A 25,196-nucleotide genomic window follows, 5' to 3' on the forward strand; every position below is an offset into this window, starting at 1 on the left:
CCCTCCTATTCTTGAACCTCAAACGTGTGTTACATGATACTTTCGTTTAAGTTCCCTTAGTTCCTTCCTACGAATCCTCATCCACAAAAGTTTCACGATTCAATTCGTGCCGCGTCGCGTTCAAGGACAGGCGCGAGGTATCGTCCCGTATAAGATGCTTCGACTTCAGCGATCTGTTCCGGTGTCCCGGCAGCAACAATCGTTCCGCCACCGTCTCCCCCTTCAGGTCCGAGATCAATCAAATAGTCTGCTGTCTTAATGACGTCTAGATTGTGTTCGATGACGAGTACTGTATCACCATTGTCGACGAGTCGTTGTAAGACTTTCAGGAGGCGCGCGATATCGTGAACATGGAGTCCTGTCGTCGGTTCATCGAGGATATAGATCGTCTTCCCGGTCGAACGCTTATGCAACTCAGACGCCAACTTGACGCGCTGTGCTTCCCCACCGGACAACTCCGTCGCCGGTTGACCGAGACGCATATACGTCAATCCAACGTCAGCAATCGTCTGCAATTTCCGCGTAATCTTCGGAATGTTCTCGAAGAAGGCAAGCGCATCTTCAACCGTCATTTCAAGAACGTCGGCAATCGTCTTGCCTTTATATTTCACTTCTAGTGTTTCACGGTTGTAGCGTTTACCGTGACAGACTTCACACGGCACATAGACATCCGGTAAGAAGTGCATCTCGATCTTGATGATTCCGTCGCCACGACACGCCTCACAGCGTCCACCTTTGATGTTGAAACTAAAGCGTCCTTTTTTATAGCCGCGGAGTTTTGCTTCGTTCGTTGAAGCAAAGACGTCACGAATGTCATCGAAGACACCGGTATACGTTGCTGGGTTCGAACGCGGTGTCCGACCGATTGGTGACTGATCGATATCGATGACCTTATCGATTTGATCCAGACCGGTGATCCCTTTATGGGCACCCGGTTTTTCTTTCGCCCGGTTCATCTCGTGGGCGATCGTCTTATAAAGAATTTCATTGATCAACGTCGATTTCCCGGATCCCGAGACACCAGTGACAGCGACGAACAGACCAAGCGGAATGTCGACATCGACATTTTTCAGATTGTTTTCCGATGCTTTGTGGATATGGAGCATCCGACCGTCTGGCTCTTTACGTGTCGACGGAACAGGAATGAACTTCTTCCCGGACAAGTATTGACCAGTCAACGAGTTCGCATCCTGCATCAACTCTTCCGGTTTTCCGGCTGCCGTGACGAATCCACCATGATCGCCGGCACCTGGTCCGATATCGATCAAGTAGTCGGCTGCCATCATCGTATCTTCATCGTGCTCGACGACGATCAGCGTATTGCCGAGATCACGCATCGCCTTCAGCGTATTGATCAGACGATCATTATCGCGTTGGTGTAAGCCGATCGATGGTTCATCCAGAACGTAGAGGACGCCCGTCAGACGCGAACCGATTTGTGTCGCAAGACGAATCCGTTGCGCTTCCCCACCGGATAATGTCCCCGCTGCGCGTGAGATCGTCAGGTAATCAAGACCGACGTTCTCAAGGAACGACGCCCGTTCATGAATCTCACGGACGATCATCCGCGAAATCGTCTGATCCTTCTCACTTAATTTCTCCGGTAGTTCGTCAAAGAACATGACCGCTTGTTTAACAGACATCTTCGTCACTTCACCAATATGGTGATCCGATACTTTGACGGCGAGCGATTCCCGTTTCAAACGGTGTCCTTTACACGTCGGACACGCCTTCTTCGCCATGTAGCCTTCCATCTGTTCCCGGATATAATCAGACGACGTCTCCTTGAAGCGACGTTGTAAGTTATTGAGAACTCCTTCGAAGTAGAGGTTCGTATTTCGGACCATCCCGAAGTCATTCTCATAACGGAAGTGAATCTCTTCCTTCGTGTTTCCGTTCAAGATCGTTTCGCGATGTTCTTCTGACAATTGTTCGAACGGTGTATCCATATCGATTTTAAAGTGGTCACAGACCGCTTTGAGCAATTGTGGATAATACTGCGAGCTCGTTGGTTCCCACGCCACGATTGCCCCTTCGTTCAATGACTTATCGGGATGCGGCACGACGAGATCAACATCGACCTCAAGCTTCGTTCCGAGACCATCACATGACGTACAAGCACCAAACGGTGAGTTGAACGAGAACATCCGTGGTTCGAGTTCGCCGATTGAGAAACCACAAATTGGACAAGCATGATGTTCACTGAACAATAGTTCGTTGCCGTCCATTGTATCGACGATGACCCGACCATCCGCGAGGCGAAGTGCAGTCTCAAGTGAGTCCGCAAGACGGGCTTCGACGTCTGATCGCACGACGACACGGTCGACGACGACTTCGATCGAGTGTTTCTTGTTTTTCTCAAGCGTGATCTCTTCGGCGAGATCCATCGTCTCTCCGTTGACACGAACGCGGACGAAACCTTCCTTCTTCAAATCGTCGAGCACCTTGACGTGCGTTCCTTTGCGTCCGGAAACGATTGGCGCTAGAATTTGCAGACGCGTCCGCTCCGGCAACTCCATCACTTGGTCGACCATCTGGCTGATTGTCTGGCTTGAAATCTCGATTCCGTGATTCGGACAGATCGGCTTCCCGATCCGTGCGTATAACAGACGCAAATAGTCATAGATCTCTGTGACCGTTCCGACCGTCGAACGTGGGTTTTTACTCGTCGTCTTCTGGTCGATTGAAATTGCTGGACTCAGTCCTTCGATCGTGTCGACATCCGGTTTATCCATCTGTCCGAGGAACTGACGGGCATAGGCAGATAAACTTTCGACATAACGTCGTTGTCCTTCCGCGTAAATCGTGTCGAAGGCAAGCGACGATTTCCCCGATCCAGACAAGCCCGTCAAGACGACGAGCTGATCGCGGGGAATTTCGACATCGATGTTTTGTAGATTATTGACGCGAGCGCCTTTGATGATAATCTGATTCTTCTTTTCTCCCAACTTAGGCACCTGCTTTCAATTCTAATATGAGGTCGCGGAGCTCAGCAGCTCGTTCGAACTGCATGTCTTTCGCCGCTTGACGCATCTCTTGGTCGAGCTGCTCAAGCAACGTTTCACGCTCCGGTTTTTTGAGTTTGTTGAACTTCTCGAGTTTTTCGACAGTGTCGTCGCTCTCGATTGTCGTACTGATGACACCACGGACATCCTTTTTGATCGTCTGCGGCGTGATGCCATGTTCTTCGTTGAACGCCATCTGGATTGCGCGACGGCGTTCCGTCTCATCGATTGCGCGTTGCATCGAATCGGTGACTTTATCAGCAAACAAGATGACGTGTCCTTCCGAGTTCCGAGCCGCCCGACCAATCGTTTGAATCAGCGAACGGTCCGACCGGAGGAACCCTTCCTTATCGGCATCAAGAATCGTCACGAGTGAAACCTCTGGAATATCAAGTCCTTCTCGTAACAAGTTGATCCCGACGAGGACATCGTATTTCCCAAGCCGCAAGTCACGGATGATTTCAATCCGTTCAAGTGTCTTGATCTCTGAGTGCATGTAGTTGACCTTGACGCCATTCTCTTTCAAGTAATCAGTCAAGTCTTCCGCCATCTTCTTCGTCAGTGTCGTGACGAGAACGCGTTCATTCTTTGCCACCCGGTCACGGATATTATCCATCAAGTAATCGATTTGTCCCGTGATCGGATGAATCTCGATCGTCGGATCGACGAGACCGGTCGGACGAATGATTTGCTCGACCATCTCTTTTGAATGTTCAAGTTCATATGGTCCTGGTGTCGCCGAGATATAAATTGCCTGACTGACCTTTTCTTCGAACTCTTCGAACCGTAACGGACGGTTGTCTTTTGCTGATGGTAAACGGAAACCGTGATCGACGAGAACTTGTTTTCGTGCTTGGTCCCCGTTGTACATCCCGCGAATTTGCGGCAGTGTGACGTGCGACTCATCGGCAACGAGTAAGAAGTCTTTCGGGAAGTAATCGATCAACGTATACGGTGTTGCTCCTTCCGGCATCAAGTTCAAGTGACGCGAGTAGTTCTCGATTCCGGAACAATAACCCATCTCACGCATCATCTCGAGATCGTAGTTCGTCCGTTGCTCAAGCCGTTGCGCTTCGAGCAATTGATTGTCTTCGCGTAATTTCGCAAGTTGGACTTCCAGTTCCTTCTCGATGTTCGCGATCGCTTTCTGAAGACGGGTATCCCCCGTCACGAAGTGGGACGCCGGGAAGATCGAGATATGTTCACGGTCCGCGACGATCTCACCTGTCAGCGGATCCATATCACGGATTCGTTCAATCTCGTCACCGAAGAACTCGATCCGGACACACTGTTCGTCGCGTGACGCTGGGAAAATTTCAACAACGTCTCCTCGGACGCGGAACCGTCCGCGCTGGAAGTCAATGTCGTTTCGCTCATACTGGATGTCGATCAGACGACGAAGCATCTCGTTCCGACCCATCTCATTGCCGACACGCAGGGATAAGACGTGGTTGTTGTACTCTTCCGGGTTACCGAGACCATAGATACACGAAACGGACGCGACGATCAAGACGTCTTCCCGTTCAAACAGGGCGGACGTTGCCGAGTGACGCAACTTATCGATCTCATCGTTGATCGAAGAGTCCTTCTCAATGAACGTATCCGTCGACGGAACGTATGCTTCCGGTTGGTAATAATCATAAAAACTAACGAAGTATTCGACCGCGTTGTTTGGGAAGAATTCCTTGAACTCCGAGTAGAGTTGTCCCGCTAGTGTTTTGTTATGGGCAAGGACGAGTGTCGGTTTCTTGATTTCCTTGATGACGTTCGAGACCGTGAACGTCTTCCCGGTACCGGTCGCCCCAAGCAACGTCTGATGTCGTTCGCCTTGTTTTAGCCCAGTCACCAATTTTTCGATTGCCGTTGGCTGATCACCGCCTGGTTCAAATGGTGAAACGAGTTCAAAATCCATCGTTTGCTTCCCCCTCATCACGTTAAAAAATCTATTTCTATTGTACCACTTTACGAACAAACATTCGATTATGAAGTGCTCCTTTTAGGAAGTTACCCTTTTTTTCGAAAATGCAAAAGTTTCTTTTTGCTTCGAGTCTTGGGCATCATTTTTTTGCGCACAAAAAAATCCCCATCACGAATGTTGCGTGACAGGGAGTAGCTTCTTAATGGAGGGATCGCACCTTCGTCCGACCATGGACCGGTTCGTTAACGAAAAGGATACCGAGCTCATGATGATCTTGTTCATAAAAGGCACGTTGCGCAAAACGGATGTCTCCGTTATGGTTCATGACTTCAAGACGCAGATACGGTTTGTGTTTTTGGATGGCTTCATAGAACGATGCTTCCGAATCGACCTTTTCACCGTTGACCTTATAGATCGCTTCACCTGGAATCAAGCCCATCTCAGCAGCCGGTTTATCGGGAAGTGTCCCGAGGATGACGGCACCACGCGTTCCATTGAGGAACAACGGCGTTTGCGCCCGGTTCAAGCGTTTGACCCGCTGATGCAACAAAATGTGCAGGACGAGCAACAAGACGATTCCGTAGAGCCATTCAGCTTGACCGGTCACGTACGTAAGAACCGTCAATAAAACTGCAACAAGACTCGTGATCAAACGTCCTTGAACGAGCGGACGCATCAATTCTTTCGGTAGCTTACCTGTAAAGAGGAAACTGAAGCCGATCGGTAACCAGAGGACGACCGGAACGAGTTCCGGGAAGCTGTAGCGTGGCCACCACGTCTCGAGCACGTCGCCCGGAACGAAAACAAGTAGAGGTAACAGCCAAAGCTTATTCGCCGATAGCCCACCGATGAAGCGACCACGCTTCGAGACAACGAGTGACGGTGACAGACGCCGCTGCCCACGCCACCAGACGAGGAGACATTCCGCGACGAGCGTCAACGTTGCAAGTAATAAAATCATCTTTGGCTCGACCGCTCGGATCGAGTCAAGACGTGAATCCATCACGAACCAGCCGGTCAGTCCAAGCAAGACAATCGGCCAGAGTGGCAGGTTCAAACGAACGACACCAATCAACAGCAGGACGCTCGAAAGTCCAAGTAACAGTAGAGCGTACTGCGGTGTCACTGTCAATCCGAACCATCCGCTGACGACGGACAAGACGAGACCGACGAGTAGACCTGGTAAAAGTGTTTCGAGGACATCGCTTCGTTTGCCGTGTGTTCGGGAGCGAAACAGCCCGCGTTCCCGTTTGACACGCCGGATGCCGATGACCCAACTGACAAGGAGTGCTAACCATAAGGTCGGACTGGCGATGAGACTAATCGCGGTCCAACCAATTTCATCGAGTAATTCCACGCGCATTCAGACCTCTTTCCATTCCTTATTATTGAGCAGCGACCTCGAGTGCTTTTTTCCGCTGGACGTCATTCTTATCGTCCTCGAGTTTCTTCAGGAGACGCGTCTCCATCTCACCCGCTGTCTGCTGATCGATTTTTCCAGTGACGTCAAGTTTCGCATCCTTTTGCAAAGCCTCGACGGCTTGTTTCATCGTGTCACCGAAATAGCCGTCCTGTCCTTTTGGCTCATAACCGATCGCTTCGAGGACGAGGTGGGCATTCTCGACTGATTTTCCGTAATCGCCGACAGCGAGTGACTTTTGATCAGTCAAAATTTTCGTGACGTTGAAGTACGCCGGTTGTTTGACTTCGACCGTCGGCTTGACCCCTTTTTTGTGGATCCAGTTCCCGTCTGGTGTCAGCCATTTGTTCGTCGTTAACTTCAGGTCGCTCCCGTCCTTCAAATCATACGCACTTTGGACGATCCCTTTCCCGAACGACTTCGTACCGACGACTTCGGCGCCAGCTCCTTCCTTTAGACCGGCTGCAAGGATCTCGGACGCTGAGGCCGATCCGCCGTCTTCTAAGACGACGATGTTATATGGTTTCTTCTCGTCTGCCTTCCCGAATTCCTGCTGGCGCTCGCCTTTATTGTTCTCGACTTGATAAATCGGCACGTCTTTCGGAATGAACGGAGCAATCATTTTCGAGACAGCCGTCAAAAGACCACCCGGATTTCCGCGTACATCGATGACGAGTCCATCAATGTTCTGACTCTCGAGTTTCGTCAACCCCTTCTCGAACTCTTCTGCTGTCGGTTCCGAGAACTGTGTTACTTGTAAGACACCGATCTTCTTGCCGTTGACATTCTCCGTTGACGTATAGACCGTCTCGATTGGAATCGTATCGCGTTTAATCGTGATCTCCATCGCGTCTTGTCCGCTACGCTGAATCGTCAGGACGACATTCGTTCCTTTTTCACCACGAATTTTTTTAACGGCTTGATCCGTCTTTTGACCTTTTGTCGACTTACCATCGATTTCTAGGATGACGTCGCCTGGTTTGATACCAGCTTTTTCAGCAGGTGATCCTTTGATCGGCGAGACGATGACGATCGACTCACCTTTTTGTTCAAGCGTCGCACCGATCCCTTCAAACGAAGACGACAGATTCGTGTTGAATGAGGTCGTTTCCGACTCATCCATATAAACGGAATATGGATCGTTAAGCACTTCTGTCATGCCAGATAACGCACCATCGAGTAACTCTTTATCTGTCACGTCTTTTAGATAATTTTGTTCGATCATCTGCCGGACCTGGTCGATTTTTTTCCAATCACCTGTCGCATTCGAAGATGATGACTGCGTTGCAACGGAATCTGTTCCGCCAGCCGCTAACATACCGACGGCACCTGCCCCTAAACCAAGCCCGAAGGTACTGACCGCAATCACTGCTGTTGTAGATTTTTTCACGCTTGATTCCCCACTTCCATTAAAAACGCATTATTTTTTTCAGTATAGCAAAAAAAGATAGGTTACCCTATCTTTTCAGTATTCTGTGGGATGTCAAAAGATGTACGGTGCTGGGTCAACTGCATTCGGTTGTCCGACTGCCCACTCTCCCTTATGCAATTCGAAATGCAAATGCGGACCTGTCGACCAGCCCGTTGTACCTAATGTGCCGACCGTCTTACCCGGCATGACTGTTTGACCGGCGGAGACGCTGATCGAATCGAGATGTGCATAGACGGTCGTGTAGACCTGTCCATCAATCAAATGCGTCACCATGACGACGTTCCCGTAACCTGTTGCACTACCGGCACGTAGAACGATACCACCTGCCGCTGCATGAATCGGTGTTCCTTTTGCATTTACGAGATCAATGCCTTTATGAATCTCCGGCTTCCCTGTCAACGGATTGTTTCGGGGACCGAACGGCGACGAGACATATCCTTGAACCGGTAAATGGAACGGACGACTCGTCACGGCATCTGCCGGTTGCTCCGGCGTTGCAGTCGGTGACTCGACTTCAGGAATGGTCGGTTCCGCACTTGGAGCATCGGATTTTTTCTTTTTTGCCTCTGCTGCACGTGCCGCTTCTGCCGCTTCCGCTTGACGTTTTGCTTCTGCTGCCCGCGCCGCTTCTTCCGCTTTCCGTTTCGCTTCTTCTTTTGCTTTCCGTTCGGCTTCTTGCAGGGCGATCAATTCGTTTTGAATCAGACGGCGCTGATCCGCGAGAATTTCTGCTTCCTCGGCTTTAGAGAACTGCTCTTGTTGCAGTTCCTTGACCTTCGTGTTCAACTGGACGACAAGCTTTCGCTTGAGCTCAGATTCCGCAATGATTCGTGTCTGGAGCACGAGCAACTTCCGTTGTTCCCGTTTCATGCTTTCAAGCAATAGTGCTTGTTCCGACCGTTGTTCGCTCAGTTGTTTGACGTTCCCCTTGTAAGCTTGTAAGACATGATCATCTTGTTTGATGATCTCACTGACCGTACTGAAGCGCGAAATCAAATCACCAAAGTCTTTTGCGTCGAGCAAGACCTCGATGTATTTGACGTCTCCTTTTTGTTGGACGGCACGCAATCGGCTTCCAAGCAACTCTTCTTGCTGGTGCAGTTCCTTGAGCGTCTCGGAAATCGCTGCTTCCGTCAGACGCAATTGTTCTTTAGATGCAGCAACAGCCGCTTGTTGATCGGCTATCTTAAGCGCTAAATCATCCAAACGGCTGTTGACTTCATTCAGTTGCGCACGGGCTTCCTTACGCTCCTGTTTCGTCAAGATCAACTTCTCTGATGTCTGATTCTGTAATCGTTCCGTCTCTTTCAGACGGCTTTCGACCTCCTGTTGTTCCTTCAGCAAATCTTCTTTCGACGTGGCATCAACGGACACACTAGTTCCAATCAAAGCTAAGCTCAGGACGGCAGAATAGAATCGGACTTTCATGAGAAGCATCTCTCCTCTATTTTATTTTTGGGTAACTGATTTAAATCTTCAAGAAACGACCGAGTGATGTCGTTGATCCCCATACACCGATGAATGCACCGAGTCCGAGCAGGATTAAGACGACTTGTGCCGACAATTCACCTGGTGGAATCAACGAGAATATTCCCGCATTCACGGTAGAAAGTTGGGGTTGGATCGCATTGTAGGAGACTTCGTAACCGAAGTAGACGACGACGATCGGGATGATGGCACCTAATATGCCCATCAATAATCCTTCGACGAAGAACGGTGCACGGATGAATCCGTTTTTCGCTCCGACGAGGCGCATGATCTCGATTTCCCGGCGACGGGAGAAGATCGTGACTTTAATCGTGTTCGAAATGAGGAACATCGCCATGAACGTCAATCCGACGATCAGGATGATTCCACCGATCCGAACTCCTTCAAGGAAGCTAAACATCTTTTTAACATAGTCCTTACCGTATTCGACACTATCTACATTTTCCATTTTTTTGACGGAATTTGCAAGTGTTTCTGTCTCTTTTGGTGAGGTAGCTTTGACGATATATCGGTCGTGAAGCGGATTGTCCTTTTCAACCGACTGGTAGGCTTGGGAACCTTCGCCAAGTTGCTCCTTGAAGCGGTCCAGTTCTTCTTCTTTCGAACTGTAACGAACGGAGTCGACACCCGGCATCTGCTTGAGTGCTTCACCGACTGCATCGATCTTCGACTGGTCAGCTTCTCGTTCGACGAACACTTGGATTTCGACGTCTTTTTCGACGTTATCGGAAATCTTGTTGACGTTGAACATGAGCATCGCGAATATTCCTACGAGAAGTAACGTGACGGTAACGGCACTGACAGAAGCGAATGTCATCCAGCCGTTCCGGACGAGACCTTTTGCCCCTTCCCGTAAATGACGGAATCCATTAAACTTCATAGCCGTACATTCCTTTCTCTTCGTCTCGGACGATTTTTCCTCCATCGATCGCTAAGACACGATGACGCATCTTGTTCACGATGTCCCGGTTGTGTGTCGCCATTACGACCGTTGTCCCACGGCGATAAATCTCTTCGAATACTTCCATGATCTCCCAGGCTGTATCCGGGTCCAGGTTTCCAGTCGGCTCATCGGCGATGACGAGTGACGGACGGTTGACGATGGCTCTCGCGATCGAGATCCGTTGTTGTTCGCCCCCAGATAATTCGTCCGGATAGTTGCGCTCTTTATGCTTGAGCTTAACGAGATCGAGTACTTCGAGTACTTTCTTCCGGATTTGTGCTTTGTCTTCCCCTACGACTTCTAGCGCAAAGGCGACATTTTCATAAACCGTCAGTGACGGGAGTAATTTAAAATCTTGGAAGATGACGCCGATTTGGCGACGAAGTTCGGGGATTTGACGGTTCTTCAACTTACCGACTTCGATTCCTTTAAACAAAAATGAACCGCTCGTTGGTTTCTCTTCGCGGTACATCATTTTCATGAATGTTGATTTACCCGCACCCGACGGACCGACGATATAGACGAATTCGCCTTGATTGATCGTCAAATCGACCTCACGGAGTGCCGTGACGCCGTTCGGATAAATCTTACTGATTCGTTGCATCTTGATCACGTACTTCACATCCTTACTTATTTACTGATGCTGAATGAATAGGTCCAAAAACCTACCGACCACCATTATAACAGGGACAAAATTGAACGCACATTACAATCAAATGTCATTTCAGGCGATTATACCATAAAAAAGAGGCACGAATGACGAACACATGTCGTGTGTGTCATCTCGTACCCCATCATATCCCATAATCATTTTTTAGCAGCGAGCCAGTCGGCAACAGCCATGATTTCTTTATCATCTTTCAGGATACCAGCAGGCATTTGCCCTTTCCCGTTCTTGATGATTTTTTGAATCTCTTCTGAAGAATATTTCGAGCCAACCTTCGTCAAGTTCGGTCCGACGTTTCCTTCAAGGTTTTTACCATGACACGTTGCACAGTTGTTGGCGAAGATTTTCTCAGCATCTACACCGGATTGTGTCTTCGACGAATCATCGTTCATCGTTGACTCATCCTTCGTGTTTGACGATGAATCATCAGAACTCGAATCGTCACTACCACCACATGCCGCGAGCGCAAGTGTCGTTCCTAAGCCTAACGCGAGTAACAAGTTTTTCAGCTTCATCCGGATATCCCCCTCTTGTAAGTATCTACATAAACGCTACTGACCTAGTTAGAGTATAACCGTTATCCGGATGAGTTAAGCGTGATTTCACAAAAACTTCACGTTTTAAGAACGATTACGGCACATTACGGTAGCGTTTATCGTCTGTAAACCCGAGTCCGAGCACCTCATGGGCTTCACTGACGACGAGGAATGCCGATGGATCGATGTGTTTGACGATTTCTTTGAGCGTCGTGATTTCTCCTTGACGAACGACGACCATTAGTATTGGTTTGCGTGTCCGCGTGAACGCTCCCGCTGCCTCGATCTCCGTCGCCCCGCGATCGAGCGTCTCGAAGATTTCCTTCACTAACGCTTCCCGTTGATCGGAGATGATGTAGGCAAGTTTGTCGTTCGTGATTCCGAGCTGGACGACGTCGATCATCTTGATCGTGATGAACAAAGCGACGAGTGCATACAGCCCAATCTCCAGCGAGAAGATCGTCGCCGCACTGATGACGATCGTGCCGTCAAGCAAGGCGATACACAGATGAAGTGGCAATTTCGTGAAACGATGCAGGATTTGCGCAATCAAATCCATTCCTCCGGTCGACGCTCGCCCCCGGAAGATCAGACCGAGTCCAATCCCGACCCCGGCACCACCGAAGATTGCAGCAAGCATCGGATTCATTGTCGCAGCCGGAACATCGAACCGCTCATATACGAGGATGACGACCGGTAAGAAGATCGACCCGACGAGTGATTTGACCCCAAAGCCCATCCCGAGGATCATCCAACCGATCGCAAGCAAGACGACGTTCGCGACGAGTTGGAACAATCCTGGCGAAATTCCGAACAAATCGTTCAAGACGATCGATAAGCCACTGACCCCTCCCGAGGCGAGTTGGTTCGGTGCTAAAAATAAACTAAAGGCACTTGCGACGAACAAGGACCCGATTAACAAATACGCATAATCGCGCACGACTTCCTGACGTGTCGATGTCATGACATTCCATTTCCCCTTATCAATTGATTCTCGTGTTTCATTTTAGCGGAAAAGTCAGACAACGACTAGACAGGCGGAACAACTCACAGTGTTCCCTTTATACCGCACTAAAGGGTGGACTGTAACGGACGATGCCGCTAACGCCACGTAATCCATTCCGCTCGAGTGCAAGAACGAGAAAGACCTCCGGCGGAACAAGGAACGGCGGCTTGATACCGTAGTCAATCGCCCGTTCAAAGCCGAACTGTGGATAATAGCTGTCGTGACCGAGGACGACGATGTGTGATTCCCCGGCGTCCCGCGCATCCTCAATCACTTGACGGATCAATTCAGAGCCGATACCCTTTCGTTGCCAAGCGGGCAGGACACCGACCGGCGCTAAGGCAAGCGACGGGATGTCATCGATATGGATCCGGCTCAAGAGGACATGACCAACGATTTCTCCTTTATCAGTCACGGCGATGCGACCGAAGACCGGTTGCGCGGCTTCCTCCTCGCGTAACGCATCAATGAGATTCGCTTCGTTTGGTTGTTCGAATGCCGCTTCATGGACGAGCCGGATTCCCGTTGCGTCCTTGAAGCCTTCTTTACGGATGATCATTAGTTATTGCTCCCTTCAAGTGGTTTAGTTGCGAGGAGCGTGAACTCGGACGGGATGTTCTCACCATTCCAGCCACGATGCTCGTCGAATCGGTCTAATATGAAACGTGTTTGAAGAATCCCGTTTAAGATCTCACTCAATGTAAAATAGCGGACAGAAACGTCTGGAAAATCGACTTGCTCCTCATTCGTAAAGTGCGTCTTATACGCCAAGTCACCCGCTTGCAAGGCTTGATCGAAGTAGCGTGGTGTATACGTCAAATCAGCATCGATCCAGCGTCCGACCGGATGAAAATCGCTAAGGATCAGCTGTCCACCAGGTTGCAAGATTGCAAAGAGAATCTGTAAAAAACGCTTGAGATCAGCAAAATAATGCAAAATCCCGCCTTCTAAGTAAAGGATATCAAAGATATCGCGATATCGTTCAAGATCGATCGCATAGAGATCACCGACGACATACGTGATTCTTGTCTCAGCATGGTGCGCCAGTTCAAGCGCATACTTGGCATTCTCCTCTGAGATATCGAACACAGTGACGTCTGCCCCGAGTAACGCTAACGGAACCGCCTTGCGTCCGTTTGAACCACAAATATTCGCAATCGCCTTCCCCGCGACGTCTTCGAGATCATGTCGATGCTTCTTCAGGCATGCGGCTGGATCTTGTTTAATACGTGCAGCATATTTGGCTGGTGTCCCATCGCGTTTCTCCCAAAATTCATATGCTCGGTATTCCCACGCCTGTTTGTTGACCCGACTTTGCTTCTTCATCACGCTTCCCCCTTTGACGGTCAAAAAACCAGTCGAACATCGTCCGACTGGTTGGTTGTCTTACATATTCATGAGACGGAGGTACGCATCGATGAAGCCCATGATGTCACCATCCATTGCCCCTTGCGTGTTCCCGACTTCATAGTTCGTCCGGTGATCCTTGACCATGCTGTATGGGTGGAAGACGTACGAACGGATTTGACTACCCCATGCGATATCCGATTTTTCACCACGGATTTCGTCGAGTTTCTTTTGTTGCTCTTCGATTTCGCGTTGGTAAAGTTTCGCTTTCAACATCTTCATCGCCGCTTCACGGTTTTTGATCTGCGACCGTTCTTGTTGACAAGAGACGACGACGCCTGTCGGAACGTGGGTGATCCGGACAGCTGAGTCCGTCGTATTGATGTGCTGACCACCGGCACCAGAAGCACGGTACGTATCGATCCGCAAGTCTTCCGTGCGGACTTCGATGTCGATGTCATCGTTGAATTCTGGCATGACGTCACACGAGACGAATGATGTATGACGACGGCCTGACGAGTCAAACGGTGAGATCCGGACAAGACGATGGATCCCTTTTTCGGCTTTCAAGTACCCATAGGCATTGTGCCCTTGAATACGGAGCGTGACCGATTTGACACCGGCTTCATCACCGGGTTGGTAGTCCATCGTTTCGACTTTCCAGCCCTGCTTATCGCAGAAACGTTGGTACATCCGGAGAAGCATCGATGCCCAGTCTTGTGACTCAGTACCACCCGCACCTGGGTGTAACTCAAGAATCGCGTTGTTTGCGTCATATTCCCCGTTCAAGAGGATTTGTAATTCGAAGTCTTCGAACTTCTTCTTGAGATCGCCGAGTTCTGACTCGAGCTCTTCTTGAAGATCCACATCCGGCTCTTCCTTGATCAATTCATACGTCAAGGCGACGTTCTCGTGACCTGCTTCGAGTTCTTTATACTTGTCGACCATCGCTTTTAAGCCGTTCGACTCATCGATGACTTTTTGTGCCGATTCCTGGTTGTTCCAGAAGTCCGGGTACGTCATCTCGTTTTCGAGTTCTTCAATCCGAGCAATCTTCGACTCAAGGTCGAGTGATGCCTTATATTCGTCGAGTTTCTTTTCCATCCACTCGGCGGTGTTGCGAATTTCTGCTAATTCCATGTAATCCACCTTCTCTTTCCGTGAAAAGAGGCAGGAATCTCCTGCCTCTCTTTCAGTCGATTCATCACTTATGCCTGACGGCCGTGACAGTTCTTATATTTCTTACCGGATCCACACCAGCACGGATCGTTGCGTCCGATTTGGTCGTTTGGATTTTTCCGGACCGGTTTTTTCTTGACCGCTTTGTCTTCCTTACCAGAAACCGCGACTTCGTCTTGGACGACTTTTTCGCGTTTGAGGTTCGGGTCGAGATCCGCACGAAGGACGAATTGTGTCACTTCTTCTGCGATCGCAGCGTTCATCGCATCAAACATCATTGAACCTTCCGATTGGTATTCACGGAGCGGGTCGTTTTGACCGTATGCCCGGAGGTGAATCCCTTCACGGAGTTGATCCATCTGATCGATGTGGTTCATCCAGTGTTGGTCGACGGCACGTAGGACGATGACTTTTTCGAACTCATCGAATGCTTCTGCTGGGACTTCTGACCGTTTGTGCTCGTAGTGCGCGAACGTGCGCTCTTTGAGCAACTCGATGATTTCTTCGCGTTCTTTTCCGAAGAGGTCGCTTTCCGTGACTTTCTCTTCGATTGCAAGCGTCTGGTTCGCCCACTCCGCAAGCGCACCAATGCTCCATTCTTCCGGTACGAACTCGACCGGCGTGTACTGATGGACGCCTGCTTCGATCGTTTGCTCGATCATCGGACGGACGATATCTGACACGGAACCGGCATCGAGAATTGCTGCCCGATCCGCGTACATGACTTTCCGTTGGTCTGCCATGACGTTATCGTAGCCGAGGACTTGTTTCCGCGCATCAAAGTTATTTCCTTCGACGCGTTTTTGAGCCGATTCAACGGCACGAGACACCATCCGGCTCTCGATCGGTTGCGAATCATCCATTCCGAGACGATCCATCATCGACTGCAACGAATCGGAACCAAAGCGACGCATCAATTCATCTTCAAGTGACAGATAAAATTGTGATGCCCCCGGATCCCCTTGACGACCAGCACGACCACGGAGCTGGTTATCGATACGGCGTGATTCGTGACGTTCTGTCCCAAGGATGTAGAGACCACCTTTTTCTAAGACACCTTGACCGAGCTTAATGTCGGTACCACGACCGGCCATGTTCGTTGCGATCGTGACCGAGTTCGCTTGACCCGCGTTCTCGATGATCTCCGCTTCACGTGCATGGTTCTTCGCGTTCAAGACTTCGTGACGGATGCCACGTTTTTTGAGGATGTTACTGAGCAACTCCGACGTCTCGACAGCAACCGTACCGACGAGGACTGGTTGTCCTTCACGGTGGGCACGTTCGATTTCGTCTGCGACAGCAGCGAACTTCCCGTTCATCGTTTTGAAGATCAAGTCCGGCATATCGTTTCGGACGACCGGTTTGTTCGTCGGAACCGGTACGACGTGCATGTTGTAGATGTTACGGAACTCTTCTTCCTCCGTCTTCGCTGTACCGGTCATTCCGGCAAGCTTCGTATACATCCGGAAAAAGTTTTGGTACGTGATCGTCGCAAGGGTCATGGATTCGCGTTGAATCTCGACGCCTTCCTTCGCTTCGATCGCTTGGTGCAGACCTTCCGAATAACGACGACCTTCCATGACACGACCCGTGAATTGGTCGATGATCATGACTTCGTCTTCGCGAACCATATAGTCGACGTCGCGATGCATGACGGCGTTTGCCCGCAGTGCGAGGCTTAAGTGATGGTTGAGCGCGACGTGTTCGAGACCAAACAAGTTATCAATGCCGAAGTATTTTTCAGCCCGGTCGATTCCTTGCTCCGTCAACAGGACACTCTTCGTCTTGATGTCGACCGTATAATCTTCATCTGCCTTCATAATTTTCGCGAACGCATCGGCTTGCGAATAGAGCGCTGTCGATTTTTCGGCCGATCCTGAGATGATGAGCGGAGTCCGCGCTTCATCGACGAGAATCGAGTCGACTTCATCGACGACGGCATAACTGAGTGGACGTTGAACGCGGTCTTCTTTATAGAGGACCATGTTGTCACGCAAGTAATCGAAACCGAACTCGTTGTTCGTTCCGTACGTGATGTCACAGCTGTATGCCGCTTGTTTTTCTTGACGCGACATGCTTGAGAGATTCAAGCCGACCGAGAGACCAAGTGCTGCATAAAGCGGCTCCATGATGTCACGGTCACGTTTTGCGAGATATTCGTTGACGGTAACGACGTGTACGCCGTTGCCTGCGAGAGCATTCAAATAGACAGGGAGTGTTGCGACGAGCGTCTTACCTTCCCCGGTCTTCATTTCGGCGATATCCCCATTGTGCAGGACATATCCACCAATCAACTGAACGCGGTAGTGGCGCATGCCGAGAACGCGTGTTGACACTTCGCGACAGACCGCGAAGGCTTCTGGTAAAATATCATCTAAGTCTTCTCCGTTAGCGAGACGCTCACGGAATTCAACGACTTTCCCTTCCAGTTCTTGATCCGATAACGCACCGATTTGTGTCTCGAGCGCTTCCACAGCGTCTGCTGCTTTTTCGGCTTTCTTCAGGACACGTTTTGTTGGTGCAAATAATTCTTTTAGAAAATTAGCCATGCCTTACAGTCCCCTTACTTCGAACGATTCTTTGAACGAACAGAATTCCGAGATTTTTCCTTTATTCAGTGTACCGAATACGACGTCAAATTTCAACAAGCGGACCAAGTAGCGGTCTCGGTCTTTTGTCGTAGAGCAAACGTACCTTGTTTAGAAATAGTTTTCCATCATATCAAAAAGGGACTCGCCCGTAAGAGCGAGTCCCTGTTGCATTCATTATTCTGGTTCAATCAAACCGTAACGACCATCCTTACGACGGTAGACGACGTTCGTGTTGCCCGTTTCTGCGTCTGAGAAGACGAAGAATGCGTGTCCGAGCATGTCCATCTGAAGAATTGCTTCTTCCGTATCCATTGGTTTGAGTGTGAAACGCTTCGTCCGAACGAGTTCGAGTTCTGCCTCGTCCTCTTCATAGACTGGCGCTTCCGCTTCCGGTCCTTCGAGCGTTTTGAAGTACTCTCCGATGCCGCCTTCTTTAGCGCGCCCTCTCCGGTTCAATTTCGTTTTGTGTTTCCGGATCTGGCGTTCGAGCTTATCGACGACGAGGTCGATTGCTGCATACATATCGCCATTGACATCCTCAGCACGGAGCAAGAGGTTTGGCATTGGAATCGTCACTTCGACTTTTTGCTTCTCATTGTTGACTTTGAGATTGACATAAGCCGTTTGCGCTTCCGTAGGAGTTGTAAAATAACGAGTTAACTTTTCAAGCTTTTTCTCGACGTAATCCTTGAGAGCATCTGTGACGTCCAAGTTTTCACCGCGAATGTTGTAGATCATGTAAACTCCTCCTTAAGTAACCGGTTGAACCTATGAATTCGAGATGCTCCAGTCGTTTCCTTCTGAATATTCGAAATTCTTTGGTTCGTTTTTATTATAGCACGATAAGTGAAGGAAGACCATGAGAACAATGACATTCTCATGAACGTTCACTACTGTTCTTAGCGTACGATAATATTGAAGCATGTTGATGTTAACGTATATACCCGTTCTATCCGAACTCAAAACAAAAACCGCTTTTAGGCGACTAGCCTAAAAACGGTGGCGGCTGCTATTGGATTAGATCTTTGAAACGTTCGCAGCTTGTGGACCACGATCGCCTTCAACGATTTCAAATTCCACTTCTTCGCCTTCTTCAAGTGATTTGTAACCATCAGCTTGAATCGCTGAGAAGTGTACGAATACGTCTTTAGCATCAGACGTTTCAATGAAACCATAACCCTTTTCAGCGTTAAACCATTTTACTTTACCTTGTTCCATTCGAATTCACGTTCCCTTCGCAAACCAGAGTTCGAGAGCAAGCTCTCTACGGCTTAGTCTATCAAAAGAAGGAATTATTGACAATTAAAAATTCTGATTAATTTGAATTCAATCCGAAAAATGAATAATATTCCCTACTTATTGCTTTATATTTTAAAAAATTACATTGTCATTACAGTTGTACTATTGTATTATATCGTTAGTAATTACCTATTTTATCCATTGTCCTATCCTAAGGAGGATGTAGTCGAATGCGACCATTCCATAATGACGAAAAGTATCGAATCACGAAACGGACGGTGGCGATTCTCCCGTGCTACGACATGATGAAGCAATCCATCATCGTACTCGAGGATGGCTCGACCATCATGACCCCGCTTCGACCGTATCAACTTCTGCAGCTTTCCTGCAGGCAATACAACAGTTCCATTGAGGAACGCATCGTGACAGCAAAACGTGTCGCATCTGTAAAAGGAAAAGTCCCAGTCGTCATTGAACCGACACTTGGCCTCGTGTTTTTCCCAACGAAATCACCGAAACGTGATGATTGCGAGTGGTATGCTTGGAGCCACATGTCTGAAGTCATCGAGGAAGACGGACAGACGAAGCTCAAGACTCGTAATGGCATGATCCTTCCCGTAAACGCCTCTCCTTACATCGTCCGCAACCAAATGAAAGCAACTGGCGAGCTGATGGCTCGTTATCAACAATTGAACGCGATGACATTAGAGGAACGCTTTAATGCAATCAAATCTTAACGAGTAACCGTAAAAAAATCAGGGTTGGGCGATGAATTCGCTCAATCCTTTTTGGTTTCTGCCGATATATAATGAGATGACAGTTTTAAAAAACAAGGAGGCTTCTCGATGAACATCCAATTGAATCCGGCACGTCCGGCGAAATCCCCTGGTCAGACGCCGCTTTTGGACACAAAGACCTATAAAGGAACGGTCCTTGAGCAGACTGGTCCGCATACGGCTCTCGTCCAGGTCGGTCGGGATAAGATCGAGATGACCTTCACGGGCGACGTTCCGACAGGTGATTTCCAGTTCAAGGTCAAAGGACAGACAGCAGAAGGTTACCTGATTGAACAACTAACACCAGCGACACCAGATGCGGAAACGCCACCTGTCCTGTCTGTTCCGTCAAATGTCGATCCCGCTTTGCTTGAAGGTGTACCTGCAGAACTAAAGCAAGCCGTCGCGAAGTTACTCGCAAGCGGTCAATTGCCGCAGACACCGGAAATCGTCGCCCAGCTTGTGACGGCACTGCAAGGAACGTACAAGGACTTAGCACTCGAACTCGTGTCGCGACCGGATACTGCACTGCCAGTTGACGCCGACGTCTTGATCGCAAGTCTCCTTGCGACAACGGAAGACTATCGAGACGTCCTTCCGGAGCACGACGCCTTAACGGAGCAACCGACGTTTGAAAAAGCCGTCGCCCTTGACGTCGCTCGTGTGACGCTACCGACGCAACGCGATATCGAGACAGCGTCATCTCTGCATATCCGACAATACATTGAACACGTACCAGCAGAGAAACGCCCGGCACTCGTCGCAACGCTCGAACAAGGCGAGATTGAGACGGTCCGCAAACAACTGGCGCCCTATTTCCCGCAAGCGCCTCTTGAGCTGAAGACGAGCGTCCGCGAGCAACTGATTGGTCTAACGGCACGGGCAAGTCAATCGGAACCAACAACGGGGCAAACGGCACCGGTCCGCTCTGCCTTGACGCTTGTTCGTGAAGTGACGCCACGCCTCGCTGAGATTACGAATGATTTCAAGAGCCAACAGCGAACGATCGTCTCCCAACTTCGCCAGATCGAACCGCTCGTCGAGACACGTCCGGTCCAGATGGTCGCTGTCATCGAGAGTACGGCGCAACGCTTAAAACAAGTCTTCCAGCAAACGGATGCTTTGTTACATACCTCGATGAAGGATGAAAAACAGCTAGTCCACTTTTTATCGAAACTCGAACGGGGTGCGGAACTGGCGTTACTCGGGCGTGGAACAGAGGCAAAAGCCGTCTTACAAGAAGTCCGGGTTGCGTTTGAAGCCTTCCGCTATGCGCCAGCAAATGTCCGTCCGACTTACTTACCGGAGATGCAGGGACTACTGCCACAAGCACCGTCTTTACAAGCGCAGCCCGCAACAAAAACCGTTCCATATGAGCCGCAACAGAACAGTCCACGTCTTTTGCAGGAGACCGTCCAAAAGACGCTTCAGCTCCAGACGGCGGAACTGAAACTGAGTACGCCGGCAGCAAATCCGGAAGCTGCCAAATTGCAAACATTCCTTGCAGCACAACAGCAAGTCAATAAACCGGACAGTCAGCAACAGTTGAACCAGATTTTACTCGCCTTACCGGTCCAACTTATTGAAGCGACGGCAGGACTCCACGTCCATTTGCAAAACAAACGGCCGGACGAAGTGATCGACTGGGAAAACAACACGTTGTACGTCCAGCTCAATACGCCACGCCTCGGGGAGATTGGTGTCCGGGTCGAGACCGTCAATCGCAAGATGCAGATCACAATCGAAAACGATCATCCGGTCCTTGAGCAACTGGCAACACCGTTCCTCGATCGGACGACGGATGCCTTGCAAGCAACCGGTTACCAAGACGTCCGAATCCAGTTCCGTCCATTCACGCGTGAGCAAATCACAGAAACCGTCAAACAAGACGAGACACCAAGTGGCTACGACTACCGTATCTAAAAGGAGAGACCGATATGTATCAGAAAATCGATTTAACCGGACGCAAGACTGCTGCTGTCCTCCGCTACGATGAAGCATCCGGTCAAGCACCGGTCGTCGTCGCTCGAGCTAGTGGTCAAGCCGCCGATCGAATCCTGCAAGAAGCACGGGCGAACGGGGTCGCGATCGAACACGATACGTCCCTGCTCGGTCACTTGCTTGATCTCGACCTTGGGACAGCGATCCCACCGCAACTTTATGACGTGATGGCAGAACTGCTCTTACTGATCGAAGAACTCGACAACGCGAAAGGACGGCAGACATGACAGAACAAGAACTCTACGCGATGACCCCGCAACAGCTGACGGAAGTGATGTTGACGGGACTCGTCCTTCAATACGATCGCGCCATTCTCGCACGTGATACGAATCGCTTTGACGAGGTCAACGAACGCTTACAAAAAGCCTATCAGTTACTCGACAAATTGCAGGCGGGGTTACACGACGACGGTGGCATCATCACGGCACAACTGGACGCGCTCTACCACTATCTTGCTGAGCAAACGTTACAGGTCTATATGACACCAGCCGTTCTCGACGAGCTACTCGAACTGGCAGAAGACTTACGCGTCACCTGGCAAGCGGCACAGACCGTCGATCGACCACTCGTGCGCGCCGCACATCATCAACGATACGAAGGGATGGAATACGAATGAGAATCACGAATAACGTCCAAGCCTTGAAGGCTTACCGCAACCTCAGCATCAACCAGACGAACGTCAAGACGACGATGGATAAACTATCGAGCGGTCAAAAAATCAACCGGGGTGCGGATGATGCAGCTGGTCTCGCGATCTCGGAGAAGATGCGCAATCGCTTGAAGGCGCTCGATAAAGCGGAACAGAACGTTCTTGACGGAGTCTCGATGATTCAAACGGCTGAAGGTGGTTTGAGTGAGACACATAACCTCTTGCAACGGATGCGTGAACTCGCCGTCCAAGCTGGGAACGGAACACTCGCAACCGAAGACCGGTCAGCAATCCAGGAAGAAATCAATCAGCTGACAAACGAGGTCTCACGGATTGCGAAGACGACCCAGTTCAATGGCAAAGAGTTGTTGAGCGGTAAGTTCAACGATGCCGACAGTGCGCTGTTCATCCAAACGAATGCTGGGGCAAACGAAGGGATTTCGATCACGATTAACGACATGCAAGCCCTTGCGATCGGCGTCAGTTCAACGACACAAGCTAATACGTCAATCCGTCCGCTTGATTTCCCGAGCGGTGACGCACCCGAGTACGCCCTCAGCGTCATGACGGCAACGGACGCGAATGATGCGATCAGCCATTATACGAAAGCAATTGATACAATCTCCCAGCAACGGGCACAACTCGGAGCGATCCAGAACCGATTCGAAGCAACGTCATCCGTCCTCAGCGTCAGCGTCGAGAACTTGACGGCGTCGGAATCACGGATTCGCGACACCGATATGGCACGTGAGATGATGGAATATGCGAAATATAATATCCTCAACCAATCGGGGATGGCGATGATCGCTCAAGCGAACGCCTTGCCGCAAGGCGTCTTACAACTACTCAACTAAGGAGGCAGACCCGATGGATATCCGCCGCATCCAAGAAACGCAACGACTCCAGTCCTTAAAGGGCAGTCCGCGTGAAGTCGAGGCGTCGACGACCTTCTCTGCCTTGATGCAAGAGAAACGCGACCACAAAGGCTATGAGCGCCTGCAACAAAAGCTCGCGCTCGTCGAAGAACACGGGCAACTGCTCGCTGAAAGTCAGACAATTGAGCACCTCGAAAGCTACAAAGAAAAGATCAAGGACTTCTTAAAAGACGCCCTCGACCAATCACAACAACTCGAAGAGAAGCGCGGCTTCAACCGCCGTGGTCGGACGAAGATCTATAAAGTCGTCGAGCAAGTCGATGCGAAACTCCTTCAGTTGACGAACACGGTCATCTCTGGCGAATCGCGCCGGCTCGATATCCTCGACCAAGTCGGCGAGATCAAAGGAATGCTCGTCAACGTCTTCGTGTAATCTAGAATTAGAGGAGTTCCCCTACATGCCAGACTTATATCTTAAAAAATGCACCTGCCCCTACTGCTTGAAAACGACAGAGACGAAACGTGTCCTGTCGCGACATATCCGTGTCGCCTCGACCGACTTTGATGGCTTCATCCGCCATCAAGGCGTCAACGTCTATCTCTATGAACCGGTTCAGTGTAGCCATTGTCGGTTCTTCTTCCACGAGTCGTTCGGAAAGTTGTCGCCGGACGTTCGAGCGACCTTACATGATCACATCCTGTCGACGCTTCCCGTCCTGCCGTTCGCTAGCCTGGAGCGGACAATCGAGCAGGCGATCCAGCTCTATAAACTCTGTCTCTATACGGCTCAAGTGACGGAGCAAAAACCAGCGATTCAAGCAATGCTCGGTGTTCGTCTGTCCTGGTTGCATCGCTTGACCGGTCAATCAGCGGAAGAACAACTTTGGGCGAGCCGAGCAATCGAGAAGTATGTCTCGCTTTACGACAACTACACGTCCGTCAAAGAGAGCGGGCTTCCGGAAGACGTCCTGTTATTGAGGATCGCCGACCTGCATGCTGTGATGAAAGAGAAAGAGCAGTCTCGCCTATGGTACAGCCGCTTATTCCAAAGTAAGACGGCGACCGATAAAATCAAAAAAGAAGCACGGACCCACTGGGAATGGGTCCAGGAACAAGAATGACGTTTTTTATAAAAACAACACAAATACCGGTCAGACGAGGAATTGCTCCACGGCCTGACCGGTATTTGTGTTATACGCTTACGACTCACGACGGTATTTTTCTTCTTCATAGGCATCTGGTGCATCGGAGACAGGGCGGTCGAATTCTTCCCATGATTCCGATTCAACATCCGGTTCAATGAACTGATCGTACGAGCCATCCGATTGGAAATATGGCTGCGGTACGGGACGCTTTTTGTCTTCCCGCTTGGTCACGAAAGATCCCTCCCTCATACAAGAAAGTTACTGACGAGAATCAAAATACGGTGAAAAACTATGATCGACTTCCTCGTACGGATCGACGTACGATTTACGACTCGTTTGCGTCTGACGCAACTGACTGATTTGTACCCCTAATTTAGCCGTTTCTGCTGATAATTTCAAGTCGATTTTCCGACTATCAGCGACGAGTTCCTGGATGACGGCTTGATTGGCACCAGCTAGCAAATTCGAGTGTGCCGCGATGAACGCTTCCCGTTCGTTCAGCAGACCCTGAATCTTCTCGATCCATTCGTCATACGTCTCTTCATTTGGCGTTTGATCAAGTAATTCAATCAGTCGTTTCGTCTTCAGGCGAAGCGGATCGAGCGGACTCATCGTTGCCGTGCGAGTTTCATCGCTTCTTTCCACGTCTCGCGGAATTCTTCGGCAAAGCCAATCACTTCGTCGATTGCCACTAAATCGTTTTTGACGTTAGCATCAATCAGGCGTGTTTGCATGTAGTCATAAAGACTATTCAAGTCTTTCGATAGCGCAATCGATTGATTAAGCGTCAATTGCAACTCACTGATGATTGCTTGCGCTTTTTGGATGTTCGTATTTTTTTGTTCAATCATCTTCTGTTCGATCGCTCGTTTTGCAAGCATCGAGAATTTGATCAGTCCTTCGTATAACATCAGTGTTAAATCTTGAGGTAACGCTGTCGTTACCGAGTTCGTTTGATACGTCGCATAAGGGTTCATCG

Annotated in this window: 25 protein-coding genes; 7 read left to right on the forward strand and 18 right to left on the reverse strand. The window is 49.8% G+C overall.

All coding sequences use genetic code 11. The features are described 5' to 3' along the window. Nucleotides 1–92: 92 nt before the first annotated feature. The 15 genes from uvrA to BW42_RS09280 all read right to left on the reverse strand — a co-directional run bounded on the left by uvrA (nucleotide 93) and on the right by BW42_RS09280 (nucleotide 18,750). Nucleotides 93–2,948 carry an excinuclease ABC subunit UvrA gene (gene uvrA, locus BW42_RS09210; protein WP_035410002.1) on the reverse strand — a complete coding sequence of 952 codons (2,856 nt, stop codon included), beginning with the start codon at nucleotides 2,946–2,948 and terminating at the stop codon, nucleotides 93–95. A 1-nt stretch (nucleotide 2,949) separates the two neighbouring features. After that, entirely contained in the window at nucleotides 2,950–4,917 is a 1,968-nt protein-coding gene (gene uvrB, locus BW42_RS09215; RefSeq protein ID WP_035410004.1) for an excinuclease ABC subunit UvrB, read from the reverse strand. A gap of 205 nt (nucleotides 4,918–5,122) precedes the next feature. Then, nucleotides 5,123–6,286, reverse strand: coding sequence for a PDZ domain-containing protein (locus BW42_RS09220; protein ID WP_035410006.1), 1,164 nt, complete (start codon nucleotides 6,284–6,286; stop codon nucleotides 5,123–5,125). A gap of 22 nt (nucleotides 6,287–6,308) precedes the next feature. Further along, on the reverse strand, nucleotides 6,309–7,733 hold the full coding sequence (locus BW42_RS09225) for a S41 family peptidase (RefSeq protein WP_035410009.1): 1,425 nt from the start codon (nucleotides 7,731–7,733) through the stop codon (nucleotides 6,309–6,311). 93 nt (nucleotides 7,734–7,826) lie between these two features. Next, nucleotides 7,827–9,203 (reverse strand): murein hydrolase activator EnvC, encoded by a 1,377-nt coding sequence (locus BW42_RS09230; protein ID WP_035410011.1) that lies wholly within the window; start codon nucleotides 9,201–9,203, stop codon nucleotides 7,827–7,829. A gap of 40 nt (nucleotides 9,204–9,243) precedes the next feature. Further along, entirely contained in the window at nucleotides 9,244–10,143 is a 900-nt protein-coding gene (gene ftsX / locus BW42_RS09235; RefSeq protein ID WP_035410014.1) for a permease-like cell division protein FtsX, read from the reverse strand. Beyond that, a complete protein-coding gene (gene ftsE / locus BW42_RS09240) occupies nucleotides 10,133–10,819 on the reverse strand; it encodes a cell division ATP-binding protein FtsE (RefSeq protein ID WP_035410018.1) in 687 nt (228 codons plus the stop codon). Before ftsE ends, ftsX begins: the two co-directional genes overlap by 11 nt. Nucleotides 10,820–11,013: 194 nt before the next feature. Then, nucleotides 11,014–11,388: a cytochrome c551 gene (gene cccB / locus BW42_RS09245; protein WP_052019104.1), complete on the reverse strand. Its 375-nt coding sequence runs from the start codon at nucleotides 11,386–11,388 to the stop codon at nucleotides 11,014–11,016. Between the two features lie 115 nt (nucleotides 11,389–11,503). Beyond that, the gene (locus BW42_RS09250) at nucleotides 11,504–12,373 is read right to left on the reverse strand and encodes a YitT family protein (RefSeq protein ID WP_035410021.1); all 870 of its coding nucleotides are present in this window, start codon (nucleotides 12,371–12,373) and stop codon (nucleotides 11,504–11,506) included. Nucleotides 12,374–12,470: 97 nt separating this feature from the next. Next, entirely contained in the window at nucleotides 12,471–12,974 is a 504-nt protein-coding gene (locus tag BW42_RS09255; RefSeq protein WP_035410024.1) for a GNAT family N-acetyltransferase, read from the reverse strand. Beyond that, complete coding sequence (locus BW42_RS09260; RefSeq protein ID WP_035410027.1) at nucleotides 12,974–13,741, reverse strand: bifunctional 2-polyprenyl-6-hydroxyphenol methylase/3-demethylubiquinol 3-O-methyltransferase UbiG; 768 nt, start codon at nucleotides 13,739–13,741, stop codon at nucleotides 12,974–12,976. The genes BW42_RS09255 and BW42_RS09260 overlap by 1 nt, the downstream gene beginning before the upstream one ends. 60 nt (nucleotides 13,742–13,801) lie before the next feature. After that, nucleotides 13,802–14,902 (reverse strand): peptide chain release factor 2, encoded by a 1,101-nt coding sequence (gene prfB, locus BW42_RS09265; protein ID WP_035410029.1) that lies wholly within the window; start codon nucleotides 14,900–14,902, stop codon nucleotides 13,802–13,804. A gap of 68 nt (nucleotides 14,903–14,970) precedes the next feature. Further along, nucleotides 14,971–17,490, reverse strand: coding sequence for a preprotein translocase subunit SecA (gene secA / locus BW42_RS09270; protein WP_035410032.1), 2,520 nt, complete (start codon nucleotides 17,488–17,490; stop codon nucleotides 14,971–14,973). A 216-nt stretch (nucleotides 17,491–17,706) separates the two neighbouring features. Then, nucleotides 17,707–18,270, reverse strand: a complete 564-nt coding sequence (gene hpf / locus BW42_RS09275; protein ID WP_035410035.1) for a ribosome hibernation-promoting factor, HPF/YfiA family — start codon at nucleotides 18,268–18,270, stop codon at nucleotides 17,707–17,709. Nucleotides 18,271–18,549: 279 nt separating this feature from the next. Further along, nucleotides 18,550–18,750, reverse strand: a complete 201-nt coding sequence (locus tag BW42_RS09280; protein ID WP_035410038.1) for a cold shock domain-containing protein — start codon at nucleotides 18,748–18,750, stop codon at nucleotides 18,550–18,552. A 251-nt stretch (nucleotides 18,751–19,001) separates the two neighbouring features. On the opposite strand from BW42_RS09280, the gene BW42_RS09285 reads away from it, so the two are divergent. From BW42_RS09285 to BW42_RS09315, 7 genes are all read left to right on the forward strand, one after another. Beyond that, entirely contained in the window at nucleotides 19,002–19,508 is a 507-nt protein-coding gene (locus tag BW42_RS09285) for a competence protein ComK (protein WP_029342501.1), read from the forward strand. 108 nt (nucleotides 19,509–19,616) lie between these two features. Then, complete coding sequence (locus BW42_RS09290; RefSeq protein ID WP_035410041.1) at nucleotides 19,617–21,470, forward strand: hypothetical protein; 1,854 nt, start codon at nucleotides 19,617–19,619, stop codon at nucleotides 21,468–21,470. A gap of 14 nt (nucleotides 21,471–21,484) precedes the next feature. After that, the gene (locus BW42_RS09295) at nucleotides 21,485–21,775 is read left to right on the forward strand and encodes an EscU/YscU/HrcU family type III secretion system export apparatus switch protein (protein WP_029342503.1); all 291 of its coding nucleotides are present in this window, start codon (nucleotides 21,485–21,487) and stop codon (nucleotides 21,773–21,775) included. Next, nucleotides 21,772–22,164, forward strand: coding sequence for a flagellar export chaperone FliS (fliS, locus tag BW42_RS09300; protein WP_035410044.1), 393 nt, complete (start codon nucleotides 21,772–21,774; stop codon nucleotides 22,162–22,164). Before BW42_RS09295 ends, fliS (BW42_RS09300) begins: the two co-directional genes overlap by 4 nt. Next, on the forward strand, nucleotides 22,161–23,051 hold the full coding sequence (locus BW42_RS09305; protein WP_035410047.1) for a flagellin: 891 nt from the start codon (nucleotides 22,161–22,163) through the stop codon (nucleotides 23,049–23,051). Before fliS (BW42_RS09300) ends, BW42_RS09305 begins: the two co-directional genes overlap by 4 nt. A gap of 13 nt (nucleotides 23,052–23,064) precedes the next feature. After that, the gene (locus tag BW42_RS09310; RefSeq protein WP_035410049.1) at nucleotides 23,065–23,505 is read left to right on the forward strand and encodes a YaaR family protein; all 441 of its coding nucleotides are present in this window, start codon (nucleotides 23,065–23,067) and stop codon (nucleotides 23,503–23,505) included. Nucleotides 23,506–23,530: 25 nt separating this feature from the next. Beyond that, nucleotides 23,531–24,193, forward strand: a complete 663-nt coding sequence (locus tag BW42_RS09315) for a DUF2225 domain-containing protein (protein ID WP_035410051.1) — start codon at nucleotides 23,531–23,533, stop codon at nucleotides 24,191–24,193. Between the two features lie 78 nt (nucleotides 24,194–24,271). On the opposite strand, the gene BW42_RS16440 is transcribed toward BW42_RS09315, so the two are convergent. From BW42_RS16440 to fliS (BW42_RS09325), 3 genes are read right to left on the reverse strand one after another with little or no spacing between them, the layout of a single operon-like run. Further along, on the reverse strand, nucleotides 24,272–24,448 hold the full coding sequence (locus tag BW42_RS16440) for a hypothetical protein (protein WP_197026231.1): 177 nt from the start codon (nucleotides 24,446–24,448) through the stop codon (nucleotides 24,272–24,274). A gap of 27 nt (nucleotides 24,449–24,475) precedes the next feature. Beyond that, nucleotides 24,476–24,862, reverse strand: coding sequence for a hypothetical protein (locus BW42_RS09320; protein ID WP_231496899.1), 387 nt, complete (start codon nucleotides 24,860–24,862; stop codon nucleotides 24,476–24,478). Then, nucleotides 24,826–25,194, reverse strand: a complete 369-nt coding sequence (gene fliS, locus BW42_RS09325; RefSeq protein ID WP_035410054.1) for a flagellar export chaperone FliS — start codon at nucleotides 25,192–25,194, stop codon at nucleotides 24,826–24,828. Before fliS (BW42_RS09325) ends, BW42_RS09320 begins: the two co-directional genes overlap by 37 nt. Nucleotides 25,195–25,196: the final 2 nt, after the last annotated feature.

Source organism: Exiguobacterium sp. RIT341 (genome assembly GCF_000632205.1).
GTDB lineage: Bacteria > Bacillota > Bacilli > Exiguobacteriales > Exiguobacteriaceae > Exiguobacterium_A.